Annotated in this window: 16 protein-coding genes; 5 read left to right on the top strand and 11 right to left on the bottom strand. The window is 58.4% G+C overall.

Features of this window, described 5'->3' with window-relative positions; genetic code table 11:
- Positions 1-25: 25 nt before the first annotated feature.
- The 11 genes from ureG to GFB49_RS17235 all read right to left on the bottom strand — a co-directional run bounded on the left by ureG (position 26) and on the right by GFB49_RS17235 (position 8574).
- A complete protein-coding gene (gene ureG, locus GFB49_RS17280) occupies positions 26-658 on the bottom strand; it encodes an urease accessory protein UreG (RefSeq protein WP_153217189.1) in 633 nt (210 codons plus the stop codon).
- Positions 655-1359 carry an urease accessory protein UreF gene (locus tag GFB49_RS17275; RefSeq protein WP_246149776.1) on the bottom strand — a complete coding sequence of 235 codons (705 nt, stop codon included), beginning with the start codon at positions 1357-1359 and terminating at the stop codon, positions 655-657. The genes ureG and GFB49_RS17275 overlap by 4 nt, the downstream gene beginning before the upstream one ends.
- Positions 1289-1783: an urease accessory protein UreE gene (gene ureE, locus GFB49_RS17270; RefSeq protein ID WP_153217188.1), complete on the bottom strand. Its 495-nt coding sequence runs from the start codon at positions 1781-1783 to the stop codon at positions 1289-1291. Before ureE ends, GFB49_RS17275 begins: the two co-directional genes overlap by 71 nt.
- A gap of 28 nt (positions 1784-1811) precedes the next feature.
- The gene (locus GFB49_RS17265; protein ID WP_153217187.1) at positions 1812-2030 is read right to left on the bottom strand and encodes a DUF1127 domain-containing protein; all 219 of its coding nucleotides are present in this window, start codon (positions 2028-2030) and stop codon (positions 1812-1814) included.
- 138 nt (positions 2031-2168) lie between these two features.
- Complete coding sequence (gene ureC / locus GFB49_RS17260) at positions 2169-3878, bottom strand: urease subunit alpha (RefSeq protein WP_153217186.1); 1710 nt, start codon at positions 3876-3878, stop codon at positions 2169-2171.
- A gap of 536 nt (positions 3879-4414) precedes the next feature.
- Entirely contained in the window at positions 4415-4720 is a 306-nt protein-coding gene (locus GFB49_RS17255; RefSeq protein WP_153217185.1) for an urease subunit beta, read from the bottom strand.
- Complete coding sequence (locus GFB49_RS21050; RefSeq protein WP_194269379.1) at positions 4717-4884, bottom strand: hypothetical protein; 168 nt, start codon at positions 4882-4884, stop codon at positions 4717-4719. The genes GFB49_RS17255 and GFB49_RS21050 overlap by 4 nt, the downstream gene beginning before the upstream one ends.
- A 60-nt stretch (positions 4885-4944) precedes the next feature.
- Entirely contained in the window at positions 4945-5247 is a 303-nt protein-coding gene (locus tag GFB49_RS17250) for an urease subunit gamma (protein ID WP_153217184.1), read from the bottom strand.
- A 33-nt stretch (positions 5248-5280) separates the two neighbouring features.
- Complete coding sequence (locus GFB49_RS17245) at positions 5281-6153, bottom strand: urease accessory protein UreD (RefSeq protein WP_153217183.1); 873 nt, start codon at positions 6151-6153, stop codon at positions 5281-5283.
- 180 nt (positions 6154-6333) lie between these two features.
- Positions 6334-7290 carry an NUDIX domain-containing protein gene (locus GFB49_RS17240; RefSeq protein WP_153217182.1) on the bottom strand — a complete coding sequence of 319 codons (957 nt, stop codon included), beginning with the start codon at positions 7288-7290 and terminating at the stop codon, positions 6334-6336.
- Positions 7291-7377: 87 nt separating this feature from the next.
- Positions 7378-8574, bottom strand: a complete 1197-nt coding sequence (locus GFB49_RS17235) for a GAK system CofD-like protein (RefSeq protein WP_153217281.1) — start codon at positions 8572-8574, stop codon at positions 7378-7380.
- Positions 8575-8638: 64 nt separating this feature from the next.
- On the opposite strand from GFB49_RS17235, the gene GFB49_RS17230 reads away from it, so the two are divergent.
- Genes GFB49_RS17230 through GFB49_RS17210 form a run of 5 tightly spaced genes read left to right on the top strand, consistent with a single transcriptional unit; the run spans position 8639 to position 13351 of the window.
- On the top strand, positions 8639-9094 hold the full coding sequence (locus GFB49_RS17230; RefSeq protein WP_214644981.1) for an NUDIX domain-containing protein: 456 nt from the start codon (positions 8639-8641) through the stop codon (positions 9092-9094).
- The gene (locus GFB49_RS17225) at positions 9087-10724 is read left to right on the top strand and encodes a phosphotransferase (RefSeq protein WP_153217180.1); all 1638 of its coding nucleotides are present in this window, start codon (positions 9087-9089) and stop codon (positions 10722-10724) included. Before GFB49_RS17230 ends, GFB49_RS17225 begins: the two co-directional genes overlap by 8 nt.
- A complete protein-coding gene (locus GFB49_RS17220) occupies positions 10717-11592 on the top strand; it encodes a GAK system ATP-grasp enzyme (protein ID WP_343032623.1) in 876 nt (291 codons plus the stop codon). Before GFB49_RS17225 ends, GFB49_RS17220 begins: the two co-directional genes overlap by 8 nt.
- Positions 11589-12665 (top strand): HprK-related kinase B, encoded by a 1077-nt coding sequence (locus GFB49_RS17215; RefSeq protein WP_153217179.1) that lies wholly within the window; start codon positions 11589-11591, stop codon positions 12663-12665. Before GFB49_RS17220 ends, GFB49_RS17215 begins: the two co-directional genes overlap by 4 nt.
- The gene (locus GFB49_RS17210) at positions 12662-13351 is read left to right on the top strand and encodes a histidine phosphatase family protein (RefSeq protein WP_153217178.1); all 690 of its coding nucleotides are present in this window, start codon (positions 12662-12664) and stop codon (positions 13349-13351) included. Before GFB49_RS17215 ends, GFB49_RS17210 begins: the two co-directional genes overlap by 4 nt.
- Positions 13352-13357 lie beyond the last annotated feature (6 nt).

Here is a 13357-nt window from a genome sequence, read left to right as displayed (position 1 = left end):
CGGGACGGGTTGCGGCCTGAACCTTTCAGGCTGCGCCCCGTGCCGCTGGCAGCCCACCGATATCTGCCAAAAGCTTTGCTATCTCTTGGACCCCTTCGCCATGGCGCAGGCTTGAAAACACAAACGGCCGACCGGCGCGCATCCGGGTGGCGTCGCGCTCCATCACCTCAAGCGAGGCACCAACATAGGGCGCCAGATCCGTTTTGTTGATGATCAAGATGTCCGAACGCGTGATCGCAGGCCCGCCTTTGCGTGGGATTTCCTCACCGGCCGCCACGTCGATCACATATAGCGTCACATCGGCCAATTCGGGGCTAAAGGTCGCCGACAGATTATCGCCGCCGCTTTCAATCAGAACCATATCAAGATCTGGATGTCTTTTCTGCATCTCGGCCACGGCGGCCAAATTGATCGATGCATCTTCGCGGATCGCCGTATGCGGGCAGCCCCCGGTTTCAACCCCGATGACCCGATCCTGCGGCAGGATCTGCAGCCGCATCAGAGCTTCGGCGTCCTCTTGGGTATAAATGTCATTGGTGATCACGCCAATGGAATGTGTCTGCGCAAAATGACGTGCCAGATTGGCAGTCAAGGTTGTCTTGCCAGCCCCAACCGGGCCACCAATGCCAATGCGAAGCGGGCCGTTCATGCTGCTCATGATCGGAAAATCCTTGAGTATTGGGTTTCATGTTTCATTGCTGCAATATCCGCCAAAAACCCGGCCGAGGCCAGTTCGGACAGATCACCGGTCATCCCACGTTTGGCGGAGGCCTGGATCGCCGGTGTCAACGCACGCAAAATGTCCTGCCCCTGCGACTGGCCGATCGGCAACAAACGCTGGGCGGCGGCAATCAGATTGGACACAAAGGCCTGAAGATAAAGCGGCAAAACCAGTTCAAGCGCGATGTCATGGGCGGCAGCGGCTGCCCCCAGCGCCACCGGGTAACAACGCACGTCCAGATCCGCCTGCCAGACGGCGGCCAATGTGCGCACAAAGGCCTCCCCCTGTTGGGTCATCTCAAAGGCGCGCTCTTTTGAAGGTTGAAAAGCCAGCGCCTGGGCGTCGATCGTGGCCAAGGCCTGCGCATCCGCAGCGTTATAGGCTGCAGATAGGAACAAAGGATCGCTGCGGCCCGCACCAAACGCCAGCAAGTCCTCCAGCCAGCTTTGCACGCCTGACGCATCCGAAATCCAGCCTGCATCCACCGCGCCTTCTATGCCATGGGAATAGGCAAAAGCCCCCACTGGAAAGGCTGGCGACAACCACTGCTGTACCAAAAGCGCGCTATCAATGTTCATGGGTATGACCGGCATCCGGCCCATGACCGTGGCCGTGATCATGGGAATGGGTGCGCCCATGCCCATAGGCTCCGCCTTCTGGCGTAAAAGGTTCAACAACCTCCGCAACCTCAGCGCCCAAAAGTTTCAGCATGTCGCGAATGACGTGATCATGCTGGATCAATAGACGGTCCGTCTCGATCTGGCATGGGGTGTGTCTGTTGCCCACATGCCAAGCGATACGCGTCAGGTGCGATGCGCGAATTTCCAACAGCGGTTCTGCTGCGGCTGCGACTTCTATCTCATCTCCGGCCTGCGTTATCAAAACGCCACCGTGATCTAGCGATGTTGTCTGTTGCAAATCCACCAACAGACGTTCGCCACTCTCAGTCATTAGAACCTTGCGGCGCAGGAAACGGGCCTCATAGTCCAAAATCACACGGTCCACCGGGTCTTGGTGAGCGTGACCGTGATACGTTTGTGCGATCATCTGAGGCACGGTCATTTGCCGCACCCCGTATGATCATCCAAACTCAAATGTAATACTTGTCCGCAAATACGTGCTGGACGATGTCTTCGCGCTTCAGACCGCGCTCTGCGAGCTCTTCGTCGGTCATCGCCATCAAAGCGCGCAGGGCTTTCATACGTGCGTCCTGTTCGGCCAGTGTGACCAGAAACTTGCCCACGGCCGCAAACGGTTTCAGCAAGACCGAAAAGTTCAGGCGGGTGTTTGCAGTTGCTAGAGTTGCCATTGGATATCTCTCCTAATTCAGTGATATCCTCCCCTTGTGAGACAACATAGCTGACCTTTCGTACCAGCGGTAGGCCCGCTTCGGAATAGCCGTCATGCAGATTTTGCAAGGCCAAGTACACTTATTTAACCTCTTGTCTTAGAACAGGAAATACCGCTGCGCCATCGGCAGCTCTACTGCTGGCTGACAGGTCAACAGCTCCCCATCGGCGCGCACCTCATAGGTTTCAGGATGCACTTCAATCTCGGGTGTTGCGTCATTCAGCATCAGATCCTTCTTGCCGATCTGGCGGGTGTGTTTCACCGCAACCGTCTGTTTGGCAAGACCCAGCTTGTCCGCGATCCCTTCGGCCTGCGCTGCCTCGGATACAAAGGTGACCGCAGAATGTTCCACCGAACGGCCATAGGCCCCCCACATCTGACGGGAATAGACCGGCTGCGGCGTCGGGATCGAGGCATTTGGGTCCCCCATCTGCGCACAGACAATGGTGCCAGACATCAAAACCATCTCGGGTTTCACGCCAAAAAATGCCGGATTCCACAGCACCAGATCCGCGCGTTTACCCTCTTCGATCGAGCCGATCTCATGGCTGATCCCATGCGCAATCGCCGGGTTGATGGTGTATTTCGCCACATAACGACGGACGCGAAAATTGTCGTTCTCGCCCGTTTCTTCGGACAAGCGTCCGCGCTGTTTCTTCATCTTGTCGGCGGTCTGCCAGGTGCGGATGATCACTTCGCCGACGCGGCCCATGGCCTGGCTGTCTGACGCAATAATCGAAAACGCGCCCATGTCATGCAGAATGTCTTCAGCCGCAATGGTCTCGCGCCGGATCCGGCTTTCGGCAAAGGCCACATCTTCGGGGATCGATTTGTCCAGATGGTGACAGACCATCAGCATATCCAAATGCTCCTCAACCGTGTTGACGGTAAAGGGCCGCGTTGGATTGGTTGATGACGGCAGGACAAAATCCTCACCGCAGATCTTGATAATATCTGGCGCGTGTCCGCCCCCTGCCCCTTCGGTGTGAAAGGCGTGGATGGTCCGGCCTTTCATGGCCGCAACTGTGTGTTCGACAAAACCGCTCTCGTTCAGCGTATCGGTATGGATCATCACCTGCACATCCATCGCATCGGCCACCCCCAGACAACAGTCAATCGCCGCCGGCGTGGTGCCCCAATCCTCATGCAATTTCAGCGCGCAGGCGCCGCCCTTGATCTGCTCTTCCAAAGCGCCCGGCAGCGACGCGTTGCCCTTGCCCGCAAAGGCCAAGTTCATCGGGAACGCATCTGCGGCCTGCATCATACGACCCAGGTGCCAGGCACCGGGGGTACAGGTGGTGGCCAATGTCCCATGGGCTGGCCCGGTGCCTCCGCCCAGCATGGTGGTCAGACCGGAATGCAGCGCATCGTCAATCTGTTGCGGGCAGATGTAATGGATATGGCTGTCAAAGCCGCCCGCCGTCAGGATCCGCCCCTCGCCCGCAATCGCCTCGGTTCCGGGGCCGACGATAATATCCACGCCCGGTTGCGTGTCCGGATTACCCGCCTTGCCGATCTTGTGGATACGCCCATCTTTCAGCCCCACATCCGCCTTGTAGATCCCGGTGTGATCAACAATCAGCGCATTGGTGATCACGGTATCCACGGCGCCCTCAGTTCGCGTTGTCTGCGCTTGCCCCATGCCATCGCGAATGACCTTGCCACCGCCAAATTTTACTTCCTCGCCATAGGTGGTCAGATCTTTCTCCACCTCAATCACAAGATCCGTATCAGCCAGCCGCAACCGATCGCCGGTCGTGGGGCCAAACATGGCGGCGTAGTCGGAACGAGAGATTTTTGCGGGCATGTTTCTTCCTCAGTTCAGCGAATTGATGGCGCCGTCTACGGCAGCGCGGTTCCGTTCATCGAGCGGTTTCTCTGTGCGGAGAACCCCAGTTATCACTTGGGCAAAACTCCAGTCCTTGGTTTCTAAAGATTGGAGAGGCGTATCAGGGCACGAAACTTGTATTATTTGTGGCCGACCATTTTGCAGTCCTGGCGTAAAGCCAGAACAAGCCACACCGTCGGCACGCCTTAGTCGTACATTGCAGCCTACGAAGCAGAAGCCTTGGCGTCCTTCGAAGAGGAGCTCACCTGACGGGTCTGCAATTAAAAACTTAGGCGAACTGCAAGCCGTAAGGCCAAACAGAAGGAGGCTAGCAAGCGCTTGTAAGCCAGTTAATCGGCCCGGACAACAGGCCGGGCCGCGCCCGATCCTCCCCTCGGGAGGACGCTTTCCCCCGCGTTCGCTAAACGCATGCTTCAAATAGCGCAGTAGCGTTGAGGCGGTCTGGCAATGGATCCATGCCCTCCCAGGCTCAGACCCGGCCCTCGGCACTTGCATCACAGCCCCCCCATGACCTTCTGGTTGAAGCCGAACACTTTCCGCGCGCCGGAAATGGGGATCAGCTGTACTTCGCGCGCTTGGCCGGGCTCAAACCGCACCGCAGTACCAGCCGCAATATCCAGCCGCATGCCATGGGCCGCGGCCCGGTCAAAATCCAGGCCTGGATTGGTTTCCGCAAAATGATAATGGCTACCCACCTGCACCGGGCGGTCGCCGGTATTGGCTACCATCAGCGTCACCGCCTCAGCGCCTTCATTCAGGGTAATCTCACCCTCTGCCGGAAACAGCTCTCCAGGGATCATTTGCGCCCCCACAAATAGCTGGCCGCAATCGCCACAATGCCTGCCGCCAGCGCGCCTGCAATCCAGACCTCTGCCCCATGCGGATGAACATGCGCCCCACCATGGGCCAGCGCCGGACCTGCGGTGAGTGTGGTGGCAAATGCGAGAGCGTGCAGTCGTGTCATTTCGCTATATCCTGTCAAAGGTCCCAAAGCCCCAATCGTTCGGGGCCGGGTGAGAGTGGTTTATCGAATAGGGTTGTGTACGGTGACCAGCTTGGTGCCATCCGGGAAGGTGGCTTCCACCTGGACCTCGTGGATCATTTCGGGAACGCCTGCCATACATTGATCGCGACTGATGACCTCGGCCCCTGCCTGCATCATCTCGGCCACCGAGCGGCCATCGCGTGCGCCTTCCACCACAGCGTCGGTGATCAGCGCAATGGCTTCCGGGTGGTTCAACTTGACGCCGCGCGCCAGCCGTTTGCGTGCCACTTCCGCAGCCATGGCCACCAAAAGCTTGTCTTTTTCACGCGGTGTCAGGTTCATCGAAATACGCCTTTCACGTCAAAATCTCATCTCTCACAGCCGCCAACTGCGCGGCAGGCTGTGCTCGGTCAGCATGTCCAATATCGGCACCAGGGATTTGCGCAGCTGAAACCCGTCACGCGCCACAATCCGCAGCGCCATCACATCCTCCCCCAGCAAGGAGGCACCACCGGTTTCAGGCAACAGTTCGCGCAGCGGATCAATCAGCGCCTCCACCGTCGGCGATACAAAGACAACAGAGGCCATGGCACATCCGCCACCGGCCACGGCGGGCCGGTTCAATTCGGCCTGAATGTCCGGTCCCATCTCCAGACCATCCAGATAAATGGGCACGCCGTTACGGCGCAGCGCGATCCGGTCCCACAGCCGGGCGTTATGCACCGTCTCCCCCATCGCGGTGCGGCCAAACACCAATGGCTCCACCATCAGAAACCGCGCGGTCTCGGCCAGATCAACGGACAGGCGGCGGCGGAATGCGGAGCCTTCAAAAATCAAGGTCTCTTGCGGCAACCAGCGCAGAAACGCCCCTTCTTCAACTCTCAAGTTGGTGGTCAGCTGCCCAATCTGTCCCACAGGGGCGCGATAGGCACGTTCAGCCGCTTGGGTGGTGATCGTCAATTGGCTGCCCGCCTCAGCGGTCGCTGTCACCTCAAATCGGTCGCCGCCCGTAATGCCGCCGGAGGTGTTGACCATGACCGCTTCCAGATCCCTACGCCCATGGGGAAAGACCAGACGCAAAGCGCCCGTTTGAAAAAGTTCACCCAGAACGGAGGTCGCGCCACGGGCCTGTTGCAACAGGCGGCTTGAAACCTGCGCTTGCCCGACCGAGCGCGGCGGCTGCAGTGCCGTTTCATTAGCTGATGCCAGCGTTATGGGCGCGCAAACAGTAATTGTCTCACCTGTCATCAAAGGAGTTCCGACACAGATTGACCATTTCTTCAGCGTCTTGACTATTTCCCCTGCGTCGCGGCACCCAACCCAACGCGACGATGCACAAAATTTAATCACATCGGGAAGGGGCGCGCAATTCTTGGACACAATTTGCGTTAACGCCCCCTTCGGCCGAAACGGTTGATCCGCAGCACATCAGATCCGATGCGAAATGGTCTGAGAAAACGATGCGATCAGCCCCGACAAGGATGGGTTGTGAACATGGGCCGCTGCTTGATCCGCCGGATGCCAGGCCCGCGCCCTGCGGTTTTCAGCCCATTCGCTGTTATCCAGTTGCCCCTCCACGCGCATCGCATGCAGTTGGACAGAACACACGGCGCCCCACTTGGCCACTTTGTAATGACCCAGAACATGATCCGACACGGGACCGGTTATTCCGGCTTCCTCCAGCGCTTCCTTGGCGGCGGAGACCTGGGGCGACAAGCCCGGTTCGCAAATCCCTTTTGGCACCCCCCAACGTTGGCGGCTCTTGTTTGAAATCAACAAGATCCGCGCACCGTCCTTGGTCAACTGATAGGGCACGACGCCAGACTGGGTATAGTAATAGGCAGGCCGGGGACGGCGTTCATCGGATCCCGGAGCCGGAAAGGGGAACCCGTCCGGCAAGGCCCTGTCGCTTTTGATCCGGTCAAGCTCTGCCGCCGCGATTCGCCCCGTGCGCCCGTCCAATTCAATTGACAGCTGCGCCAGACAGGCCAGCCCAAAGTGCGCAGCCGCAACCTCTCCAACCAAATGCAGCAACAGATCCTGCATCGCCGCAGCATGGCCAAAATAGATGAGATCATTGCGCATCAAGTGGCGGGACAGAATGTCGATCTGCTCTGGCAGGCCCGGTCGATAAAGCCATTTGTCGTATTGGATACGCCGCACGGGCTTGCCGCAGACCTTGGCCGCTTTTTCCGCGCTCAGGCGCGTCCGCACCGCAGGGGAGGCCAGCACAGGGCAGTCGATCTGATGTTCCAGCAGAAAAGAGCCAAACTTCTGCGCCGCGCGTTTGGCCGAGGGGCGCAATGGGCGCAACATATCCTCGCCTTGCCAATCGGGCTCTGTTTTGCCATGACAGATCAGTATCAGGGTTCGATGGTGTGTCATCCTCCGCTCCTTTCCGTCTGGCAGGGAGCATAGCAGAAAACACACGCCGGGTCAGGTCCGGTCAGATCCAGCGCGAAACCCGGCCCCTTAGACCATGGAGATCAAGGCCGCGCTGACCAAATCCGGGTCATAACGATCCGCACGGTCCCGGCGTGCAAGCGGCACTGCAACACAGGCCACGTTGTGTTTTTCCTGGATCCTATTGGCAATCCTGGGGTCAAAGGCCGCGCCATCACACAGGACCACCGACAACAGCGCATCGGTTGGGCAATTGCCACCCGCATCCGCACGCAATGTTGCAATCAACGCGTCCACCTGATCCAATAATGTCATGCCCGGACATTCCGGATCAGCCCCAAGGCTTGGGATGTACACTTTGGGCACATGGCGACGGGCAATCGACAGCCCGGTGTCCAGCGGCAGAAGATTGGCCAGAACAGATGTGTAAAGGCTGCCCGGCGAGTAGCAGATCAAATCCGCCTCTTTGATGAGCTTGCGGTTGCGTTTTGGCAGTTTGACAACGTCGCGTTCCACGCGTTTGCCGTCTTCAACCAGAAACAGTTCGCTTATCCGGTCATGGATCGGCGCGACCTCCTTGCCGGTGATATTGCGCTGGCCAATGATGGTGGTGCCATCATTTAAAACAACACCCAGATCCAGATTGCGGTCAATGATCGACCGCACCGTGCCCTGCACCGCAACCATTTTGGACATCAGGAACAACACAGGCTCCAATGCGCGCTCATTGGCCAGATAGCCGCCCGCCAGGATAAGGTTGCCGATACTGGCCCCTGCAAAGGAAAATTCCGGAGGGCGGCGGCTTTCGAACTGTTTGAGCTGGGTCAAAATCAAACTGCGCATCGGTTGTGAAATCGCACGCATCAAAGGGTGGCGCCCAGTCAGAAGCGTCGTGAACTCTTCCTGCAACACCTCTGGCCCGGCATCCTTGGCAAAGCGATAGGTAAACAGACGATAGATATCCGGCTGCCCCATCACCGTTTCATCGGCCAGGGCCATCAGGCGGCTGCGCAAATCCCCGACGGCCGGCATGTCGAACGCCTCTCGCAAGACCTGAGAACTGCCACCGCTGTCAAAAGGGGTGATCAAATGCATTGAATTATGCGTATAATGCTTTAACGCACGGGACACGTCGTTCAAGGCACTCCCGCCGCTGAAGAACAACAAACGCGGGCCCATATTCGGGAGGCTTTTGGCGCGCGCAACACGCAATGTGTCCGGCAGCTCGACCTTACGGGTGAGTTTCAGGTTCGCCACTGAGATCATCTCCAACTCGTTTGGTCCGCACTATCATATACCTTTTGCAAGACAATCCTATTACGCAATGAGCATGAGTAACCACATCGTCCTGGAACCGATCCGGCCCTGTGTCCGGGCTGTCGTTTTGCGCGCAGGTTGCGTGCTGGTGCAAGTAAAGGAAAAACCGGGCAAAGGGACCTATTTGACCCTTCCCGGCGGCAAGCAAGAGGCAGGGGAAACCTTGACACAAGCATTGAAGCGCGAATGTTTCGAAGAGGTGGGCGCAGATGTTGTGCCCCGCCAGCTGTTGGCCGTTGCCGATGTTTTTAAACCCAAAGAAACAGGCCTGCGTCATCAAATGGAAATTCTGTTTCTGTGCACGGTTGACGAAACTTATCAGCCTGCCGTAGGCCCACACCCGGATCCGTCGCAAATCGCCACCCGCTGGGCTGACCCTGTGACAGAGGCCGATTTGTTCCGACCTGCCTATGCGCCGCATCTGCGCGCAGACTTGAAAACTGAATATCTGGGGACCTTTGATGGGTAGTCTGCCGCGCTCTGTGAGCGAGAACTTGCATTTTCTGTGCGCCGAACTGGATGGTCAGCTGACCAGCCTTGAGGCCTATTTTGACGACCCACAACCGGCGCGCGCGCAAAAAGTGATCCTGCGGGCGGGCTATTCCTATAACCTGTGGTCGCGGGTCCAACGTGGGTGTCAGGACGCGATCAAAGGCAAAAAGACCCGCCGCGATACCCAGCTTTTGATGCACAATTGCGCGCTGGTGGCGCAGAACTTGGATTTGATTGCCCGGATGGCGCGGCGCTGCCTGCAACACGCCGAAGATGTTGCGCGCCCCGAACTCTTGCGCCCAGCCGCCTATCCCAAAACCATCAAAATCCTGCGCAAACAGATCAAGGATATCATCCCCGCTATCGAAGCCCGCGACAGCGAGCGCGCCGTCAAGATGGGACAAGTCAAAACAGATTTGGACGCGCTTTATGACCAGCTGTTTCGCACCCTCACCCGTGACATGCGCAAGCTGAAACAGACCGAGGATCTGTCCAACAGCCTGTTGGCTGCCAATGAGGTCCGCCGCATGGGCGAGGCGATCCAAGGCATCAGCGAGGCGATCTTGTCTGTGTCCATTGGGCAATCGGTGCATTTTGACCGCTATTTCACCCTGAAAAACATCCTGTCCGATGCCGATGGCGACCATGAGGACGTCGCGCTTGAACCTTTGGCCGAAACCCGGTCAGGCAGCGCAATTTCTGCGATCCGGTCAAAATCCGGCGCGCGTGATCAGATTGATGCGGTGTTCAAGGATGGTGAGCTGGAAAAGGTCAAGGAAGAGCGCGCAGGCGTCAAAAGCTGGGAAGCGATCTATCCGGGCCTTGCGCCCAAGATCCTGTCATACAAGAAAAACGGCCAATCCGCCGCTTTGTTGATCGAGTACCTCCAAGGTCAGACCTTTGAACATGTCCTGCTGAACGAAGATGACGCAACCCTGGCCCAGGCGCAAACCGCGCTGTCGCGCACCCTGCGCGATGTCTGGAAGCGCACGCGCCATGATGATCCAGCAGAAATGGCATCCATGAAACAGCTGCGTGCGCGTATGGCAGGCGTCCACCGCGTGCACCCTGAGTTTCGCACCAAATCCATGCATATCGGCAACCTGCAACGCCCCAGTTTCGAGAGCCTTGTGAAACAGGCCGAAACCCGTGAAAACGCCTTGCCCGCGCCGTTTTCCGTGCACATCCATGGCGATTTCAACCTGGACAATGTGATCTTTGACAGCAGCGACAAGCGGATCCACTTCATCGACCTGCATCGCTCGCGTTATATGGATTACGTTCAGGATGTTTCGGTCTTTATGGTGTCAAATTACCGTCTGCAAATTCAGGACTCAGACATCCGGCGACGGGTTGCAACCGTCGCAAGTGACTTCCACAAAATGGCGGCGAAATTTGCCAAATCCCAAGGCGACAGCGGTTTTGAATACCGGCTGGCCCTGGGGCTTGCACGCAGTTTCGCCTCTTCCACCCGCTTTGTTTTTGACAAGGCCCACGCCCGCCGGATGATGATCCGCGCCCGTTACCTGTTGGAACAGGCGGTACATTGTCCCCAAGGAAAAGAAGCGCGGCTCAAACTGCCGATAAAGGAGCTGTTCAGTGACTGAACTCAAAATCGGGGTGATTGGTATTCCCGGCAAATGGTCCACCGAAGCCTTGGCGGATGCGGTTGAGGCCAAAACGGGCTTTCGTCGGGTGATCGACATGGGAGCCGTGGCGCTGGATCTGGATCAGGGCCGTCTGATGCACGCGGGTGAGGATCTGTGTACCTATGATGCGTTGATCATCAAAAAGATCAGCGAGATCTACAGCCCCGAGGTCTTGGACCGTTTAGAACTGTTGCGCCTGGCCGAAGCCAAAGGCGTCAAGGTGTTCTCGCGCCCCGAAGCGATCATTCGGCTGATCGACCGGCTGGCCTGCACGGTCTCTTTGCGCATGGCGGACATCCCCATGCCGCGCACTGTGGTGACAGAGGACAAGGCCGCTGCGCTGGCTGCCGTCAATGACTTTGGCAGCGCGGTGTTCAAACCGCTCTATTCCACCAAAGCACGCGGGATGACCCTGATCGATGCAGGCGACAGCGCGGCCATCGATGCCTTTTCTGCTGAACACCAGGTGATGTACATTCAAGAAAAACTGGATCTGTCTGGTCAGGATCTGGGCATGGTGTTTCTGAACGGCGAATACCTGTGCACCTATGCGCGGGTCTCAGGCTCGGACACATGGAACACCACCATTCACGCGGGCGGCAAATATGCACCGTTTGAACCCGATGCCGCGCTGATCGAACTGGCACGCCGTGCCCAAGCGCCCTTTGGACTGAGTTTTACAACCGTCGATGTGGCGTTGACCGATCAGGGGCCGATTGTGTTTGAAGTCTCGGCCTTTGGTGGCTTCCGCGGCGTGCGCGATGGCTGTGGCCTGGATGCCGCAGCCCTGGTGACCGACCACGTTATTGCTGAGATCACCCAATGAACACCCAAGACATTCTGAATCGCCTCGACCGGTCAGCGCTGGACGATACCGCCCCTTTGACCCTGAAGGTCGGGCATCTGCGGGTTCAGATCCGCGCGTTGCCGCCATTGATGGACGAGCTGCGCAGTTATTTTGCGGATGCAGTGGCGGACGATGGACCGGTGGATGCGCGAATTGACGTGCTGGAAGGTCAGGCGCTGGATCCCGCGCCGGATTGGCAGGATTGGGCCCGCGAACCCGGCAAAACCGGACGCAAGGACGCCTATGTCGATCTGCAGGACGCGCGGCTGATCTACAAGGTGCGCACCGGGGTGACCTTTTTACAATCCGCAGATCATATCGTCGCCTTTGGCCCAACCGCTTCGCATCCCAATCAGGTGGTGAATTTCATCAACACCCAGATCCTGAACCAATGCCTGCGCGAGGGCTGGCAGATCTGCCATGCCGCCGCTGTAACCAATGGCACGCGATCTCTGGCCATTGCCGGTCTTTCGGGCGGAGGCAAGTCGACCTCGATCCTGCGGATGATGGATTTGGACAACACACGGTTTGTGACCAACGACCGGCTGATGGTCCAGGTGGGCACACCGGTGCCAACGGGCCTTGGCATCCCGAAACATCCGCGCATCAACCCGGGCACCATTCTGGGCAACCCGCGGCTGCATCCGATGCTGAGCAAGGCCGAGATGGAGCGCCTGCATGCCATGGAAACCGATGAGCTGTGGGATCTGGAAGAGAAACATGATCTGTTGGTGCCCGACATTTATGGCGCAGATCGCATCCAATACAGCGCACCTCTGACCGATTTCTGGGTGTTGAACTGGCAACGCGGCGGCGCAGAGCCGACCCAAGTGACCCAGGTTGATCTCGCCACGCGCCCGGATCTTCTGTCCGCCATTATGAAAAGCGCGGGTCCGTTTTATCAGGATCAAACCGGACGGTTCCTGCAGGACAGTGATCCGCTGGATCCGGCACCTTATCTGGCGGCCTTGTCCGGGGTGACCATCAGCGAAGTCTCAGGCCGGGTGGACTTTGACGCCCTGGCCCAAATCGGCGCAAAGCTGTTCGAATGAGCACGCCCAAAGGCTACATCGCGCTGATCCGTCACGGCGCCTACCACCAGCGCGCTGACACGCCCAGCGCGCTGCAGCCCCATCCCTTGACCGAGGAAGGCCAGCAACAGGCGCGCGATTGCGCGTCATTGCTGCAGGACCTGCACGCGCCGCTTGGCGTCACCTGGAACCGGACCGCCTATTCCTCCCACCAATTGCGGGCCTGGCAAACCGCGAAACTCACCACTGATCAGCTGGACCTGCCCTTCACCCTCTCCCAGACCGAGGCCTTGTCAGAGCGCGCTTTGGGAAGTGCCGCAAATATGACCCTGACCGAGATTGAGACGGCCCTGGCTTTGGATCCGCGGTTTGAAGCCCCACCTAAGGGGTGGAAATCGCAAAGCGATTATTGCCTGCCGCTTCAAGGGGCCGAAAGCCTGATGATGGCCGGTGCGCGGGTCGCCGGGTTCCTGTCGCGGCTGGCCCAGAACACCGAAGCCCAAGGAAAACTGACGCTGACTTTTGGCCATGGTGCGGCCTTTCGCCATGCGGCGTATCTGTTGGGCGTCATGCGCAAGCCAGAGATCGCCGCGCACAGCATGTATCATGCGCGCCCGTTACTCCTCTGTTACAATGACGATGGTACATGGTCCCACTGCGGCGGCGCTTGGAAAGTGCGTCGCAAAGATGAGACTTCGCTGGACTAAAGGACC

It is taken from the genome of Tritonibacter litoralis (assembly GCF_009496005.1).
GTDB classification, from domain to species: domain Bacteria; phylum Pseudomonadota; class Alphaproteobacteria; order Rhodobacterales; family Rhodobacteraceae; genus Epibacterium; species Epibacterium litoralis.
The sequence above is the reverse complement of the archived record's forward strand: the minus strand, read 5'-3'. Positions and strand labels throughout refer to the sequence as shown.